Below are 16252 nucleotides of genomic sequence, written 5' to 3'. Positions count from 1 at the left end.
GATCCGATGAAAAAGTTCTTCAGCCTGCTTGCCACCTTGCTGGTTTTGGCCCTTGCGATATGGATCGGCCGAACCCTGTGGGAACATTACATGAACACCCCGTGGACCCGTGATGGACGGGTGCGGGCCGATATCATCAACGTGGCTGCCGACGTCAACGGCTATGTGGTCGGGGTGCCGGTCAAGGATAACCAGTTGGTGAAAAAGGGCGATGTGCTGCTGGAAATCGACCCTGAACACTACGAAATCATGGTCAAGCAAGCCCAGTCGCTGGTGGCTTCCCGCAAGGCGACCTGGGAAATGCGCAAGGTCAACGCCCATCGCCGGGCCGATATGGACAGCCTGGTGATCTCGCGCGAGAACCGTGACGACGCCAGCAACATTGCCGACTCGGCCCTGGCCGACTATCAGCACGCGCTGGCGCAACTGGACGCGGCGCAGCTTAATCTCAAACGCACCAAAGTCCTGGCCACGGTCGATGGCTACGTGACCAACCTCAATGTGCATCGCGGCGACTATGCGCGGGTGGGCGATCCGAAAATGGCCGTGATCGACCAGGATTCGTTCTGGGTCTATGGCTTCTTTGAGGAAACCAAACTGCCGCATATCCGCGTGGGCGACAAAGCCGACCTGCAAATGATGAGCGGTGAAGTACTGAAGGGCCATGTGGAAAGCATCTCGCGGGGTATCTACGACCGCGATAACCCCGAAAGCCGTGAGCTGGTGGCTGACGTTAACCCGACGTTCAACTGGGTGCGTCTGGCCCAGCGGGTGCCGGTGCGTATCCACATCGACGAAATCCCCGATGGCTTCCTGCTGGCAGCGGGTACGACCTGTACGGTGATCGTGGATCAGGGCAAGGCCGAGTAAAGTTAATGTGGGAGCGGGCTTGCTCGCGATTGACTCAGCTCGGTCTTGCTGGAAAACCGTGTCGATGCGATCGCGAGCAAGCCCGCTCCCACAAGAGCGAGGCTGGGGTTCACGCCACGCAAAACGTCTCATGCAAATGACGCCACAGCACCTTGCCGCTGGCGTCTTTTTCAAACACCACGGTAGCGCGCCGATCAGTGCGGTTGCCGTTATGCTCTTCCTGTAGCTCGCGGTAGCTGACCACGGCACCGCCTGCGTGCAGGGCAATGCCCTTGAACTCGCTGAGGGTGATGTTCAAGCCCGGGCGCGCACCGCGCAGTTGTTCAAACAGTGCTTCTACGCCATCGATATCCAGTACTGTGCCGCTGGGTGCAATCATCGAAAACTGCGGCGAAAAACGTCCCAGTAAAACGGGTAGTACGCCGGGTTCCAGGCCGGAAAACCAGCCTTCAATCTCGACGTGGGTTTCGTTTACCAGGTCGAAGTAGCTCTTGTAATCACTCATCACAATCTCCAGGTCAGGGTGCGAGCAAGGCCAGCACGCGGGATGTATCAAGGCGTAGAACGGGAACCAGCGGCACCAGCGTCAACGCACAACCGATGGCAAAGCATAGGGCAAAGGCGTGGGGCGTCGAGGTGATTGCGGTCAATGCGCCATATAGGGCCATCATCAGGGCCGGACCGAGCAGAAAACTCAACTGCCGGTTAATGTTCCATAGCGCGCTGGCATGGCCCATATGCTCGGGTGTGATATTGATAAAGGCGGTGTTTTGCGCAGTGCTGCTGCACAGGCTGCCACCAAAGCCCATCAGCCCATACAGGGCAATTGGCAGCCATGTGTCTGGAGCATCGATCCGGGTCAGTAAACCGATGCCAAGGGCTTGGGCTGTCATGCCCAGTACCAGCAGCGGCTTTGGCCCCAGACGGTTGAATTGGTAACGGCTCAAACTGATGCCCAGTGCTGATGCCAGCGCCCAGGGCAGCATCAGTGCGCCCGTTTGCGCAGGGCTCAAACCCAGTTGATGCAGATACAGAATGCTCACCAGTTGGGTGCCGATAAAAATTCCGGGAATAAACAGATAGGTCAGCATGGCGACGCGCAGCAGCGGGCTTTTGAGCAAACGCGCCATATTCAGGGCGCCCACCGCCACGCTTTGATAGCTCAGCGCAGGGCGCGAAGCAGGGCGGGGTTGCGAGGCAAGCCAGCAGGTGGCCAGCAACAGGGCAAGCAGGGCCAGCGGCAGATTGGCGTAAAACAGCCAGCGCCACGACCCTGCCTGGACCACCCAACCGCCTACGGCTGGCGACAATGCGGGCACCAGCAGCGCGACCAGCAAGATCACCGAAGTCAGGCGTGCCCGTTCCCGCACGGGAAAGTGTCGATACACCAGGGCTTGCCCCACCGGAATCAACAAACCACCCGCCAGCCCCTGCAGCAGACGCCAGCCAATCAGGGCTTCAATGGTCGCCGACTGCGCCACGCACCATGACGCCACGCTGAACATCAGCAGCGAGGCCAGGATCAGGCGTTTTGCGCCAAACACGTCCGCCAGCCATACGCTGGGTAAAATGATCAGGGTCAGGCCGAGCATATAGGCATTGCCGACCCAGGCCAGCTGCGTAACCGAAGCCTGTAGCTCCTGGCTGATAGCGGGGTAGGCAATGGCGGCGGCGAACATGTTCACCAGATCCAGGGCAAAGCCCAGCAAATACACCAGTGCGATCTTGTTGCGATAGGCCATGATTGGCTCCCAGTCAGGAGAGCGCACAGTAAGCAGCTTTTGCCTGTGGTGGAACCGTCCACCGGCTGCTAGATTGTCAAAAATATTTTGACAATCTACGGGTTTATTCATGGTCAGCCTCGATCGATTCGACACCTTCAAGGCCGTGGTCGAAGCCGGTTCCCTTACCGCAGCGGCTGATTTACTGGGGCAAACCCGTGCCGTGGTCAGCTTCAATATCAAGCGCCTCGAGGCTGAGCTGGGCGTGACCCTGCTCACGCGTAACACCCGGCGGCTGGCGCTGACTGAAGCGGGGGAGCGTTTTTACGTGCATTGCCTGGGCATGCTGGAAGCGGCTCGCCTGGCGATTGACGAAGCGCGCAGCGAGCACACCGAACTCAAGGGCACGTTACGCATCACCACTACGGTGGAATATGCGCTGGCCAAAGTGGTGCCGGCGCTGGAACTGTTCCGCGCCTTGCACCCTGACCTGAATGTCCAGCTGTCGACCTCTTCGACCCACGCTGATCTGATCTCCGAGCGTTTTGACGTAGCCTTGAGGCTCGGCCGGGTGCTCGACTCCAGCCATCGTGCCGTGCAGTTGAGTACCTTCGAGATTCTGCCGGTGGCCTCACCAGCGTTCGTTGCCCGTGTGGCGCCGATCAACAGCGTGCAAGCCCTTGAGCAAACACCGTGGCTGGAGCATGGGCGGGTGGGGGAATTGAGCATTACCGAGGTGTGTAGCGGTGTAAACAGGCCCTACCAGCCCAACCCTGCGCTGGCGCGGATCAAGGCGGACAACTCATCGGTCTTGCAGGCGTTTGCGCTGACGGGGCAGGGTGTGGCGATCTTGCCGGACTGGTTGATCGAGGATGACTTGCAGGCCGGGCGACTGGTGCGGCTGTTGCCCGAGTGGCAACTGACCCGCCAGGGGGTGTACGCGCTATACCCCGATACACGGCATTTGCCACTGAAGGTGCGGGTGTTTATCGATTTTATGAAAAGTCATGCCTGAGCAGACCTTGTGGGAGCGGGCTTGCTCGCGATGGCATCGACGCGGTTTAACTGGAACACCGCGCCGCCGGTATCGCGAGCAAGCCCGCTCCCACAGGTGATTGGAGGCCTCAGATTCGGGTATTGAGGCCAAACCGTTTCATCAGGATTTTTTCCAGCAGTGCGCCGGGCACCAGCGCAGCCAGCAGCGGCAGGGCGCGGCTGCCATTGCCGTAGCGCAGCAGCCTCGGTGGTTTGGGTTTGACCACGGCTTTGAGCACCGCATCTGCAAAGGCAGTTGCTGATGTGGGGTTGTCCTGCGAGGCCCTGGCCCTGGCGCGAATACCGTCGCGCATGGGCCACCATGCAGAGCCCTCGTCGATCAGTTGCTCGGCCTGGGCGCTGGCATTTTTCGCGAAGCTGGTATCTATGGCGCCTGGCTGCACCTCCAGCACGCCAATGGCAAAAGGCGCCAGCTCCATGCGCAGGGCATCGCTCAAGGCATGTACTGCAGCTTTGGAGGCACAGTAGGCACCGGCAAATGGGGTGACCAGCACGCCGGAAACACTGCCGATATTGACCACCAGCCCCTTGTTGCGACGCAGCGCCGGGAACAGCGCGCGGGTAACGCCGACGATGGAAAATACATTGGTTTCAAACTGCTGGTGCATACCCTCGACGCCGCCATCGAGCAACGGCCCCATCGCGCCGTAACCGGCGTTATTGATCAGCACGTCCAGCCCGCCGCCTGCGTGCTCCAGTTGCCCGGCCAGATGCGTCAATGCCTGCGGGTCGTTCACGTCCAGTTGTACGGCGTTGAACCCTGCCGTCGCCAATCGCGTCACATCCTCAGGTTTGCGGGCGCAGGCCCACACGTCATGCCCGGCCGCCTTGAAGGCATCGGCCAGGGCGCGGCCAATACCGCTGGAACAACCGCTGATCAAAACACGCATGGGAACATCCTTAATTGGAAAAACTGCCTTGCAGGCGTTCGGCGCGAAACTCGAGGGTTTGCGGGCGATAACCGGCGCGCAGCGGCGGCATTGGCAGGCAGTCCTGCCAGCTGGCCCCGGCTTGCAGTTCGCCGGGGCCGCGGTAGCGCGGGGCGGTGTAGAGGTTATCGGCCAGGTTGACCGTGTCGCCGGGTGCATAGGCGGCGACGCGCCAGCCAAGCTCGAGCAGAGGTACGTCATTGTGGTTTTGCAGGGTCAGTTGCAGCGGGCGGTCTGCCGGGCACTGCGCGGGGTCATAGACGATGCGCAGCTCCAGGCGTGCCAGCTGCGCCGCTTCTCGACTGTCCAGCCACGCCACTGACGCTGCCACGATTGCCAGCCCCAGCACGGCGGCCAGCGAAACCGGCAAGGCTTTGGCCGGGTAGCGCAGCAACAGAACAAGCCAGGTGATGACAAGCAGGACGCCGATAAACATGGCAGGACCTCGGGCCGATAAGACCTCAACCTTACCTGAACCCGTGCCATGCCGTTAGTCGCGACTGTCAATGTTGACAGTCGTGGCGCCTTTGCCTTGGGTATTAACTGACGATAAATACCTGTCAGAGAGTACCTGTGATGCCAGCTCATGATCGCCATACCCCCGCATTAAGTGCTGTGGACCCCCGTGGCCTGGCAGTCCGTCTGATCGCTTATTGCCGCACCGATGGCAGCGCCACTGCCCAAACCCGCATCCATCGAGTCGGGTTTGATGCCACGGGCAAAGCCTGCGCGCAGTGGGACCCACGGCTGTGGGCGCTGCGCTCGCAAGAGGCTGGCGTGCCGAGCAATCTTGAGAATGTATTTTCCCTTTCCGGAGTGCTGTTGCGTTCTCTGAGCGTCGATGCGGGACTGCGGGTCAATTTACTCGGTGAGCTTGGCCAGGTCCTGCACAGCTGGGACGGGCGAGGCAGCCAGCAACAGCTCGAGTACGACGGGCTGTTACGCCCGGTGGCTGTATTTGAGCAGGCGCTCAATGCCAGCCAGATCTGTATTGCGCGTTATCTTTATGGTGCTGCAGATCAAGCCTCGGCTGTTTATAACCGCTATGGGCAGTTGATTCGTCGCGATGACCCGGCAGGCACCTGCCACTTCAAGAACTTCAGCATCCAGGGCGAGCGGCTGGAACAGTGCCAGCATTTTGTGCAGGCGCTGGAGCCGCCGCACTGGCCGCAAGCGCTGAGCGAGCGCGATGGCTTGCTTGAGCCGCAAGCGGGAGCCACCACGCAGATGCGTTTCAATGCCCAGGGAGACGTTGTGGCCCTGATTGATGGCCAGGGCAACGAACGGCAGTTTGACTACACCGTGGACGGGCTGTTGGGTAGCGCTCGGTTGCGTCTCAATGGGGCTGGATATCAAGTGCTGGTGCACAGCATGGATTACGACGCCCAAGGCCAGATCGCGGAGGAAACCGCAGGCAACGGTGTGGTCAGCCGATTCGAATACAACCCCGCAGATGGCCGGTTGATGCGCCTGTACGCCAGCCTGACTGAGCCGCAAGCCTTGCAGGACTTGAATTATGTCTACGACCCCAGAGGCAATATCCTGAGTGTCGAGGACAAGGCGCTGCCGGTCCGCTTCTTTGCCAACCAGCGTATTGAACCGGTCAGCCATTATGTCTACGACAGCCTCTACCAACTGGTCAGTGCCACGGGATGGGAAGCCGGGAGTGCCAATCAGGGGCCGGGCCAGATTACAGATCCGCAAGCAGTGGCAACATACCATCAAACCTATGCCTACGATGCTGGAGGCAACCTGCTGCAACTGATTCACCATGGGCCGCAAAGTCATGGGCGCTTGCTGATAGCCGGGCAATACAGCAATCGGTGCCTGCCCGATCGTAATGGGCAGGTCCCGACACAAGCGGATATTGCCGCGGGTTTTGATGGGTGCGGCAACCTGCGCTTACTGGAAAATACCCGCGTAATGAATTGGAATTTGCGTAATCAGTTGAGCGAGGTTCGACCGGTGGTACGCGAGTCGGGCCTCGACGATAGCGAGTACTACATCTACGACAGTGACGGCCTGCGCCTGCGTAAAATCCGTTCAGTGCAAACTAATGTTCGTACAGTAACCAGCGAAACTCGCTACTTGCCGGGACTTGAAGTGCGTATGAACAAAGCCAGCGGCGAAACCTTGTATGTCATCAACACTGAGGCCGGGCGCAATGGTGTGCAGGTGTTGTGCTGGAAAGATTCGCCGCCCTCAGGGGTGGTCAATCGTCAGTATCGCTACACCCTTGGTGATCACTTGGGTTCCAGCACCCTGGAACTGGACAGCCAGGCCAAGGTTATCCGCCGTGAAACCTACCACCCGTTTGGCACCTTGGCGATCAGCGAGGCGGGGGATTCGAGCGAGAGCAGTTATCGCACGCTGTGGTATTCGGGCAAGGAACGGGATGCGACGGGGCTTTATTATTACGGGTTGCGTTATTACATGCCGTGGCTACAGCGATGGGTCAACCCTGATCCTGGCGGGTATGGGGACGGGCCTGACCTTTATGCGTTTGTTGGTAATAATCCAATCACCTTTGTGGATACCGACGGTGCCGTGCGCATTGATGTCAGCAATTTGACCAAAGAGCAAAGAAAAGCCATTGGCGTTGATGAACCTCAGTTACAACCAGCATCGAAGGTGTATGACGCCGGTCGGGGCGAGGTAAAGCCAAGCAGTAAAGTGCGGGAGTTGAACTCGGAAATGTACAAATCCTTCAAGCAGGCGCATGTGACGAATCTGGTCACTAAAACCTTGTTGATTGAAGGCTCACCCAATCAGTATGTTGATTTGTGGCGCTCAAGCAAGGAGCCCATGGATTTTATCCAGCAGCGTCGATATAACCAGGGTACTAGTGCTTATATTCAATGTCGTACCGGCAATTGCGGTGAGCATTCTGAAATAGCCTTCAGCCTGCTGGCCAGTACTAAAACGGAACAACCTGTGTTTCAGGTCGCTGCGAAGGGTATTGATCATAATTTTGTTGTGATTGGTGATCGCCGTCAAATGAGCGATGAAAAACTGGTGATTGTAGATCCTTGGGTCAACTTTCCGATGGTGCACACCGCTGATGTTGGGGCGTTTGAGATCGGGGGCACGCTACAACAAGCGGGCAGGGATGCCATGCCTCAATACCGGTTGGATGATGCTACGTTGAAAGTTAATAGCGAGATGGTCTTCCCGGTAATAGGCATTGTGGGCGGCGTGAGTGACAAGCGAAAAAGATCGATTAAAGCGTTCGATGTAATGCTAACGGCTCAGAGTCCAACCGGGAAATCGCCACTGTTTGAGCAACTGTTTTCAATGGAAGATAAATACCGCGGCATGCTGTATACGAAGCCGGGTAAAGAGAAAAAATTCAATGCCCTGCCCGCCACCTTTGTGCAGGGCCGCATGCAGAACTATTCCAATTACATGACGGTCCATTACGGTCTTCAGAGGCCCTGAAGGTACGGTGCAGCTCGTATTGATTGCACCGTGGGCTTGTTACGCCTGCTCTGTCATGGGGCTGTGTCACTGCGGGGCGTGGTCGCGCAAAAACACCAGCAAATCCGGTTTGGACTGTTCGGCGCTGAAGCGATAACCCTGCTCATCGAACTGTTTGAGGTGCTCCGGGTTGTTGATGCGCTCCTTGATCACAAACCGGCTCATCATGCCGCGGGCTTTTTTCGCATAGAAGCTGATGATCTTGTGCTGGCCGTTTTTCAGGTCCTTGAATTCGGTATTGATGATGCGCGCGTTCAGGGCCGTTTTTTTCACCGCCGAGAAGTATTCGTTGGACGCCAGGTTGAGCAAGACGTCATCGCCTTGCTCGGCCAGCGCCTGATTGAGCCATTCACTGATTTGCGTGCCCCAGAACGCATACAGGTCCTTGCCCCGGGCATTGGCCAGCTTGGTGCCCATCTCCAGGCGATAGGGCATCATCAGGTCCAACGGGCGCAGCAGGCCGTACAGGCCCGAGAGCATGCGCAGATGGTTTTGCGCGTAGTCGAAATCCGCTTCGTTGAAGTCCACGGCGTTGAGACCGGTGTACACATCGCCCTTGAAGGCCAACAGTGCCTGCTTGGCATTTTCAGGGGTGAACGCGGGCGTCCAGCTGCCGAAACGCGCTGCGTTAAGGCCCGACAGCTTGTCGGACAAATGCATCAGCTCGCCAATCTGTTGCGGGCTCAGTTCGCGCAATTGCTCGATCAGTTCCTGGGAATGGTCCAGGTACTGCGGCTGGGTGAAACGCGCAGTGGCCGGCGGCGTTTCGTAATCGAGGGTTTTGGCGGGTGAAATCACCATCAGCATGGGTCGTCTCCTTTTAGCGTCGGGGGATTCTAGGGGGTTGGGCGGTTTGACTCCACCTATGACGCCAATAGATGCGCGCACCACGACGTGTGGGAGCGGGGTTATAGTGCAGCCAGTTTTCACAGGGAGATGAATCTGTGCGTATTGCTGTTTTTTTTTCGGCCTGGCTGATGTGCCTGGGGGCAACTGCGGCGCCCAATGAAGCGGCGACGCTGGATCGCGGCACCTGGCCCGAGCAACTCACCAGCCCGGCCCTGTTCGATGTGGCCTCACGCGCCGAAATCCTGGCCTTTGCCCATGCCTTGCTGGCCAGCGAAGCTCTGGATGAAAGCGCACTCAAGCAGCGCCTGGGCCTGAAGACCATCAATCCGGATGCCATCGATACCGTGCGCAAGCGGATGTGGCAGCAGCTGTTGAGCAACTACAACGTTGCCCAGCAGAGCTGCGACCAGGACGCTTCGTTTTGCTATTACGTCGACAGCATGGACAGTTTGCGTGAACAGGCGGGCAAGTTCGCCATCGCCGACGATTCGTTTTATGTCGCCTGGGCCCAACCCAGCGGCGAATTTCATCAGCGCTATCTGGATGAGCAACTGCGCAAGGCCGCACTGTTCCCGCAAATCAGCAGCGAAGTCGAGCTGTTCGGCGAGCAGGAGCGTAACGGCGAGGGCATGCATGACCGGCTGTTTCTGTTGACCTTCGACAGCGGCCCCAGCCAGGTGCCGGGCACCACCGACTGGCTGACCGACTATTTGCGCAAACAGTCCATCAGCGGCCAGTTCTTTGTGCTGGGCAACAGTGTGCAGGTGCGTCTGGACAAGGGCGGCGAGCGGGCGCTGCAAGCGCTGTACAAGGGCCAGTGCGTGGGCGTGCAGGGCTGGGAATATCGCTCCCACAGCCACTGGCAAGCCTGGCAGGACTCGATCCTGCGCAGCGTGGCCTTGGTCAAACAGGTTTTGCCGCACAACTACCTGGCCCAGTTCCGCCCGCCCTATGGGCAACGTCGGGCAGATAGCGGCGTTTTTTTCCAGGGCCAGGGCATGCAGGTGTCGCTGTGGGATATCGATGCCCAGGACATGGCGGCCAACCTGAGTGCCGAACAGTCAGCCCAGCGGGTGCTGACCCTGATGCTGTTGTGGCGCCACGGGGTGATCAAGTTTCATGATACCCAGGACAAGGTGCGCGGCGCATTGCCCTGGTTGCTCAAGGCGACGGCGCAAAGTGGCCTGGGTTGGGAAGACTGCGAAGTTCTGTAGAAACATGGGGTTAATACCTGACTCTAGCTGTGCTTTGGTCATCCGCCAAGGCTATTCGTCACTCAAAAAAATAAAGTCGCCAAACGCCAAAAAAGCTTTTTTTTGTCACACGTTTAGGAGTATTACGAAGACAGACGGCCGAAACCTGCGACACAGGTGGCGTCTTCCAGGACCCCATCGGGCAGGGCATACGGCAGTCACTTCGAGGCGCAGCACTGTTGCGGTATTGCGTCGAATGGCTCCCACAAAGGTGACCGAGTATGGATGATCACGGACGCACTCCTTCTTCCAACCAGCCAATCCTTTATGTACTCGATACCAATGTTCTGATTCACGATCCAAACGCAATGCTTAACTTCGAGGAACACCACGTCGCGATCCCCATGACGGTGCTCGAAGAGCTCGACAAGCTCAAAACCGGCAAACTGCTGGTGGCAGCCGAGTGCCGCCAGGCCATTCGCCTGATTGACCAGTTGCTGGGGGTTGCCACCCCCGATGACGTCGAAAAGGGTGTGCCGATCCAGCGCGGTAAAGGTGCGCCAAAGGGCTACCTGTCGATCATGATGAGCAAGCGTCGCGAACCCAACGCGCTGCTGCCCGAAAACCTCAACGACAACATCATCATCAACCAGTTGATCGACTTGCACGCGCGTGAGCCGAAGTTGCGCGTGGTGCTGGTGACCAAAGACATCAACATGCGCCTCAAGGCCCGGGCCTGCGGGATCGAGTCCGAGGACTACAGCACCGACCAGCTGGTGGATGACGTGTCGATGCTGTCGCGTGGCTATCACACCATGACCGGTTCGTTCTGGGATCGCGTCAACAAGGTCGAGACCCGCCAGGGGCACGGGCGTACCTGGCACCAGGTGCAAATGAACGAAAACCTGCCGGCGGTGCATATCAATGAATTCATCATTGATGAGCAGGGCTTTGTCGGCTGGATCAAGGAGGTGCGCAAGGACCAGTTGCTGATCCTCGACATGCACCAGGAACCGCTCCTGCATCAGGAAGCCTGGGGGCTCAAACCCCGGGATATTTACCAGGGCCTGGCGCTGTTTGCCTTGCTCGACCCGGACATTCACCTGGTCAACCTGTCGGGTGCTGCGGGTTCGGGCAAAACCATCCTGGCGCTGGCGGCGGCAATCGAACAGACCATGGTCAGCAAGCGCTACCGGCGGATTATCTGTACCCGCAGCGTGCAGGGCCTGGACCAGGAAATCGGCTTTTTGCCGGGCACCGAAGCCGAGAAAATGGAGCCTTGGCTGGGGGCCATCACCGATAACCTTGAAGCCCTGCATATGGATGACGAAAACACCCACGGCAGCGTCGACTACATCCTGAGCAAGGTGCCGTTGCAGTTCAAATCCCTGAACTACATCCGCGGTCGCAGCTTCCAGCAGAGCCTGATCCTGATCGATGAGTGTCAAAACCTCACACCGCACCAGATGAAAACCATCATCACCCGTGCCGGTGCCGGTTCCAAAGTGGTATGCCTGGGCAACCTGGCACAGATCGATACCCCTTACCTGTCAGCCACCAGCTCGGGGTTGACCTACCTGACGGAGCGTTTCAAAGACTTCCCCAACGGCGTGCATATCGCGCTGCAAGGGGTGCCTCGCTCGATTCTGGCCGAATACGCCGAATCGCATTTGTAACCCATTGACTGTGGGAGCGGGCTTGCTCGCGATGAACGTGGCGCGGTGCCTCCGGGATACCGCGTCGGCTTCATCGCGAGCAAGCCCGCTCCCACGGCTGTTTTGGCTTCAGGTAAGCTGTCGGCGGTGGCGCGCCGGGCAATGCAGCGCTGCCCTGGAGTGGGTCAAGACAGGAGCGTCAGGTGTTACTGCGTAATATCGATTTGAATCTGCTGGTGGTGCTCGATGCGCTGCTGACGGAAAAACACGTAACCCGCACCGGTGTCCGCTTGCACTTGAGCCAGCCGGCCATCAGCCACTCACTGAACAAGCTCAGGTTGCTGCTGGACGATCCGTTGCTGATTCGCCACGGCAACGAGGTGGTGCTCAGCGCCCTGGCGCAAAATCTCCAGGCACCACTCAAAGCCATTCTGGGGCAGGTCGAAACGCTGTTCGGCCAGTCCATCGACTTTGTGCCGGCAAACTCACAGCGCACCTTTCGCCTGGCCATGTCCGATTACGGCGCGGCCATTGTGTTGCCAAAATTGTTGGTGCAACTGCGCAAACTGGCCCCGGACACCTCGCTGGTCGTCACCCAGGACAGCCGTTTGGGCATGCTGGAGCAGGTCGAGCAGGGCAAGATCGATCTGGCCGTGGGCGTTTTCCCCACGCTGCCTGCGGATATCTGCAGCGATGTGCTGTTTGAAGAAACCTTCACCTGCCTGCTCAATCGTCATTCGCTGCCGGACAATGGCGTGCTTGACCTGGACAGCTACCTGGCCCGTCCGCACCTGTTGGTGTCGACGGATGGCAACACCCAGGGCGAAGTGGACAACGTGTTGCGCGCTCAAGGGTTGCAGCGCCGGGTTGCGGTCAATGTCCCGCACTGGGGCACGGCTCCGGGGATGATTGCCGGTACTGACCTGATCCTCACCGTGGCTACCCGTACCCTGGACAACCTGTCATTCGGTGATTCGCTGATCGCGCTGGCGCCACCCATGAGCGTGGCGCCGTTCAACTATGTGCAGGTCTGGCATCCGCGGTTCAACGAAGATCCGGCCCATCGCTGGCTGCGTGATCGGGTGCGCCAGGTGAGTGCGCCATTAGCCCCGTGAGGCAATCACAAAACCCGCCAGCACCACGCTGACCCCCAGCAGTTTTTGCAGGCTGGGCGTGTTTTTTGGTAAGCCCAGCAAGCCGAAGTAGTCGATCAGCAGCGAGATAACCAACTGGCCCACCACCACCGCCATGATGAAATTCAGCGCGCCCAGGCGTGGCACGCTGATCAGCGCCACCGTGATGTAAAACACCCCGGCCAGCCCACCGAGCCAGATCCACCAGGGACCGCTGAGCAGGGCCGCAAGGTTGGGGCGGGGCACTTTGACGATCAGCATCACCAGCGCAATTGCCAGGCTGCTGATCAGCAGTGAGACCACGGTGGCCCAAAAGGGGTGGCCCAGCACGACACCGAGGCGGGCGTTGCTGCCCGCCTGCAGAGGCACTGCGGCGCCCGCCAGCAGGCTGAGGGCAATGGCAATAAAAAATGGCATAAGCACGTCTCCAGAGTTTCGACCTTTGTACGGCGATAGCCTGCAGGCGGCCAATTCCATATCCTGATGCCCGGTATTCGCGGGGTCGATGGCCTTGTGCCGAGCCTCGGGTTTACAATCGGTGCTCCTGTCTGGAGTACCTTCCTGTGCTGACACACTTAGATTCCCAAGGCCGCGCCAATATGGTCGATGTCACCGAAAAAGCGGTGACCTCCCGTGAAGCTGTGGCACAAGCTGTGGTGCGCATGCGCCCAGAAACCCTCGACATGATCATCAGTGGTGGCCATCCCAAGGGCGATGTGTTCGCCGTGGCGCGGATCGCCGGGATCCAGGCGGCGAAAAAAACCTCGGACCTGATCCCGCTGTGTCATCCGTTGATGCTCACCAGCGTCAAGGTTGAACTCGCCGCCCAGGGCAACGATGCCGTGCTGATCGTGGCGCGCTGCAAATTGTCCGGGCAGACCGGCGTCGAGATGGAAGCCCTGACTGCCGCCAGCGTGGCGGCCCTGACGATTTATGACATGTGCAAGGCGGTTGACCGCGGCATGACCATCGACAGCGTGCGCGTGCTGGAAAAACTCGGTGGCAAGAGTGGGCACTTTCAGGCGGATCCGGCATGAAGCTCAACGTAATGTTCTTTGCCCGCTATCGCGAGGCCCTGGGGCTGGATGGCGAAGCGGTGGAGGGCGAGTTTGCCTCCATTGAGCAGTTGCGCGCGTACCTGGCGCAACGCGGTGGTGCCTGGCAGGTGCTGGCCGAGCCCAACCTGATGTGTGCGCGCAATGAAGAGCTGTGCAAGCTCGACGAAGCGTTGGCAGACGGCGACGAAGTCGCGTTTTTCCCGCCCGTGACCGGAGGCTGATCATGGCCATTCGGGTGCAAACGGCGGCCTTTGACCCAGGCGCTGAAGTCAACGCATTGCACGCCGCGAATCTGGGCGTGGGGGCGGTGGTGAGCTTTGTCGGTTATGTGCGCGATTTCAATGATGGTCGTGACGTGGCGGGGATGTTTCTGGAGCATTATCCGGGCATGACCGAAAAGGCCCTGGGCAAGATCGTGGACGAAGCGGGGCAGCGTTGGCCATTGCTCGGGCTTGAAGTGCTGCACCGTGTGGGTGCACTGGAACCGGGTGAGCCGATCGTGTTTGTGGGAGTGGCCAGTGCCCATCGCCAGGCGGCGTTCGATGCCTGTGCGTTTGTGATGGACTACCTGAAAACCCGCGCGCCGTTCTGGAAGAAAGAACAGACCGCTGACGGCCCGCGCTGGGTGGAGGGGCGGGTGAGCGATGAAGTGGCAGCGCAGCGCTGGAAGTAGGGCTGCGAACGGCTGTGGGAGCGGGCTTGCTCGCGATGAATGCAGCGCGGTCTACCAGGCAAACGGGGAGCTGGCATCGCGAGCAAGCCCGCTCCCACAGGGGATCAGGCCGTTGCAGTCGGCTCCTGCGGCTTGCGCACAACCCGCACCACAGGGCGCAGCAACTCGGTCGGTGGCGTTTCGCAGCTGATCTTGCGGCCCAGCAGGGCTTCGATCGAGGGCAACTGATACGAGTCGTCCTCACCGGCAAAGCTGATCGACACACCGCTGGCCCCCGCACGGCCGGTACGGCCAATGCGGTGTACATAGTCATCCGGCACTTCAGGCAGGGTGAAGTTGATCACATGGCTGATACCGTCGATGTGAATCCCTCGACCGGCCACGTCCGTGGCCACCAGCACGCGAATCTTGCCTTCACGAAAACCTTCGAGCGTCTTGATGCGCTTGTGCTGTGGCACGTCACCCGACAACTGGGCGGCGTTGATGCCATCACGCACCAGGCGCTCTTCGATGCGGCGCACTTCGTCCTTGCGGTTGGCGAACACGATCACCCGTTCCCAACCGTTGTCATTGACCAGGTTGAACAGCAACTTGTACTTGTCGGCACCGGCAACGGCATAAACGTGCTGCTCGACCATGTCGCTGGCGACGTTGACCGATTCGATCTCGACGATGGCCGGGTCGGTGGTCCATTGCTTGGCCAGGTTCATCACATCCTCGGTAAAGGTCGCGGAGAACAACAGCGTTTGGCGTTCGGCCTTTGGCGGTGTTTGACGAATGATCTGACGTACTTGCGGGATAAAACCCATGTCCAGCATGCGGTCGGCTTCGTCGAGCACCATCACTTCGACCATGTCCAGATGCACTTCGCCGCGCTGGTTGAAGTCCAGCAAGCGGCCCGGTGTGGCCACCAGGATGTCGCAATGCCGGGCTTCCAGCTGCTTGAGCTGCTTGTCGAAGTCCATGCCGCCCACGAACGTCATGACGTTGAGGTCGGTGTACTTGGTCAGGTCGGCTGCGTCCTTGGCAATCTGCACCACCAGTTCACGGGTCGGGGCGATGATCAGCGCACGCGGTTCGCCCATGTAACGCTCTTTGGGCGGTGGGGTCTGGGTCAGCTGGCTGATGATCGATATCAGGAACGCAGCGGTTTTGCCCGTACCGGTCTGGGCGCGGCCAATGGCGTCACGACCGCCCAGGGTGTAGCCCAGCACACCCGCCTGGATCGGTGTGCAGTATGGGAACCCCAGGTCCTGGATGGCGTGCATCAGCTCGGGGGCGAGCTTGAAGTCATGAAAGCGGACCTTGCCTTCTTGCGGCTCGACGGCGAAGTCTTCGAGTTTCCAGGGAATAACGGGTGGCTTGGGGGCCGCCGCACGCCGAGGCTTGGCAATTTTTGGTTTTTCGACAGGCGGTTGTTCGGCAGCGGGCTGTGCGTCAGGGGTGTTCACCGGCGCAGGAGCGGGAGCTGGAACGTGAGCAGGACGGCCAGGCTGTTGCGCGTCGGTTCGCGCCCTGGCGTTGCTCGAAGGTGTAATGGATGCTGGCGCGAGCGGCTCAGCCTCGCTTTTACCGAATATTTTTTTGAGTGCTTTGAGCACGGTCATCTCATCAGTTGGTTAAGGAGTGTACGCCGGG

17 protein-coding genes and 1 pseudogene are annotated in these 16252 nt (G+C 59.4%); 9 read left to right on the top strand and 9 right to left on the bottom strand.

All coding sequences use genetic code 11. The annotated features are described in order from the left end of the window. Positions 1-6: 6 nt before the first annotated feature. A complete protein-coding gene (locus AB3G35_RS22215) occupies positions 7-870 on the top strand; it encodes an HlyD family secretion protein (RefSeq protein ID WP_016781860.1) in 864 nt (287 codons plus the stop codon). A 109-nt stretch (positions 871-979) separates the two neighbouring features. On the opposite strand, the gene AB3G35_RS22210 is transcribed toward AB3G35_RS22215, so the two are convergent. Further along, on the bottom strand, positions 980-1375 hold the full coding sequence (locus AB3G35_RS22210; RefSeq protein ID WP_016781861.1) for a hypothetical protein: 396 nt from the start codon (positions 1373-1375) through the stop codon (positions 980-982). Positions 1376-1388: 13 nt separating this feature from the next. Then, entirely contained in the window at positions 1389-2612 is a 1224-nt protein-coding gene (locus tag AB3G35_RS22205) for an MFS transporter (protein ID WP_369782142.1), read from the bottom strand. 109 nt (positions 2613-2721) lie between these two features. Here AB3G35_RS22205 and AB3G35_RS22200 point away from each other — a divergent pair, with 109 nt between their 5' ends. Next, positions 2722-3606, top strand: coding sequence for a LysR family transcriptional regulator (locus AB3G35_RS22200; RefSeq protein ID WP_169869832.1), 885 nt, complete (start codon positions 2722-2724; stop codon positions 3604-3606). Positions 3607-3715: 109 nt separating this feature from the next. Here the strand turns inward: AB3G35_RS22200 and AB3G35_RS22195 are convergent, their stop codons facing one another. Then, on the bottom strand, positions 3716-4537 hold the full coding sequence (locus AB3G35_RS22195; protein WP_340079660.1) for an SDR family oxidoreductase: 822 nt from the start codon (positions 4535-4537) through the stop codon (positions 3716-3718). Positions 4538-4547: 10 nt separating this feature from the next. Continuing rightward, the gene (locus AB3G35_RS22190; protein WP_095040675.1) at positions 4548-5012 is read right to left on the bottom strand and encodes a multidrug transporter; all 465 of its coding nucleotides are present in this window, start codon (positions 5010-5012) and stop codon (positions 4548-4550) included. A 140-nt stretch (positions 5013-5152) separates the two neighbouring features. On the opposite strand from AB3G35_RS22190, the gene AB3G35_RS22185 reads away from it, so the two are divergent. After that, positions 5153-8014, top strand: a complete 2862-nt coding sequence (locus AB3G35_RS22185) for an RHS repeat-associated core domain-containing protein (RefSeq protein ID WP_095040674.1) — start codon at positions 5153-5155, stop codon at positions 8012-8014. Positions 8015-8080: 66 nt separating this feature from the next. Here AB3G35_RS22185 and yaaA read toward each other — a convergent pair whose 3' ends face one another. The 3 genes and pseudogenes from yaaA to AB3G35_RS22170 form a co-directional block, all read right to left on the bottom strand. Next, entirely contained in the window at positions 8081-8860 is a 780-nt protein-coding gene (yaaA, locus tag AB3G35_RS22180; RefSeq protein ID WP_106115769.1) for a peroxide stress protein YaaA, read from the bottom strand. 269 nt (positions 8861-9129) lie between these two features. Further along, a complete protein-coding gene (locus AB3G35_RS22175) occupies positions 9130-9702 on the bottom strand; it encodes a hypothetical protein (protein ID WP_169909301.1) in 573 nt (190 codons plus the stop codon). A gap of 60 nt (positions 9703-9762) precedes the next feature. Beyond that, a pseudogene (locus tag AB3G35_RS22170) lies at positions 9763-9834 on the bottom strand. Positions 9835-9900: 66 nt separating this feature from the next. Between AB3G35_RS22170 and AB3G35_RS22165 the strand changes: the two are divergent. The 3 genes from AB3G35_RS22165 (at position 9901) to AB3G35_RS22155 (ending at position 12865) form a co-directional block, all read left to right on the top strand. Beyond that, positions 9901-10116, top strand: coding sequence for a hypothetical protein (locus AB3G35_RS22165; RefSeq protein WP_156883331.1), 216 nt, complete (start codon positions 9901-9903; stop codon positions 10114-10116). A 260-nt stretch (positions 10117-10376) separates the two neighbouring features. Continuing rightward, complete coding sequence (locus AB3G35_RS22160) at positions 10377-11771, top strand: PhoH family protein (RefSeq protein ID WP_029611542.1); 1395 nt, start codon at positions 10377-10379, stop codon at positions 11769-11771. A 182-nt stretch (positions 11772-11953) separates the two neighbouring features. Further along, positions 11954-12865, top strand: a complete 912-nt coding sequence (locus AB3G35_RS22155) for a LysR substrate-binding domain-containing protein (protein WP_086798607.1) — start codon at positions 11954-11956, stop codon at positions 12863-12865. Here the strand turns inward: AB3G35_RS22155 and AB3G35_RS22150 are convergent. After that, positions 12854-13300, bottom strand: coding sequence for a DMT family transporter (locus AB3G35_RS22150; protein WP_086798605.1), 447 nt, complete (start codon positions 13298-13300; stop codon positions 12854-12856). The two genes, AB3G35_RS22155 and AB3G35_RS22150, sit on opposite strands and share 12 nt — an antisense overlap. Before the next feature lie 146 nt (positions 13301-13446). Here AB3G35_RS22150 and moaC point away from each other — a divergent pair, with 146 nt between their 5' ends. From moaC to moaE, 3 genes are read left to right on the top strand one after another with little or no spacing between them, the layout of a single operon-like run. After that, complete coding sequence (moaC, locus tag AB3G35_RS22145; RefSeq protein WP_095040672.1) at positions 13447-13920, top strand: cyclic pyranopterin monophosphate synthase MoaC; 474 nt, start codon at positions 13447-13449, stop codon at positions 13918-13920. Then, positions 13917-14162: a molybdopterin converting factor subunit 1 gene (moaD, locus tag AB3G35_RS22140; RefSeq protein ID WP_016781872.1), complete on the top strand. Its 246-nt coding sequence runs from the start codon at positions 13917-13919 to the stop codon at positions 14160-14162. Before moaC ends, moaD begins: the two co-directional genes overlap by 4 nt. A 2-nt stretch (positions 14163-14164) precedes the next feature. Beyond that, on the top strand, positions 14165-14614 hold the full coding sequence (moaE, locus tag AB3G35_RS22135) for a molybdopterin synthase catalytic subunit MoaE (RefSeq protein ID WP_086798601.1): 450 nt from the start codon (positions 14165-14167) through the stop codon (positions 14612-14614). A 104-nt stretch (positions 14615-14718) separates the two neighbouring features. Here moaE and rhlB read toward each other — a convergent pair whose 3' ends face one another. After that, on the bottom strand, positions 14719-16221 hold the full coding sequence (gene rhlB / locus AB3G35_RS22130; RefSeq protein ID WP_086798599.1) for an ATP-dependent RNA helicase RhlB: 1503 nt from the start codon (positions 16219-16221) through the stop codon (positions 14719-14721). Positions 16222-16252: the final 31 nt, after the last annotated feature.

The sequence above is a fragment of the Pseudomonas sp. WC2401 genome (genome assembly GCF_041200115.1).
GTDB classification, from domain to species: domain Bacteria; phylum Pseudomonadota; class Gammaproteobacteria; order Pseudomonadales; family Pseudomonadaceae; genus Aquipseudomonas; species Aquipseudomonas fragi.
The sequence above is the reverse complement of the archived record's forward strand: the minus strand, read 5'-3'. Positions and strand labels throughout refer to the sequence as shown.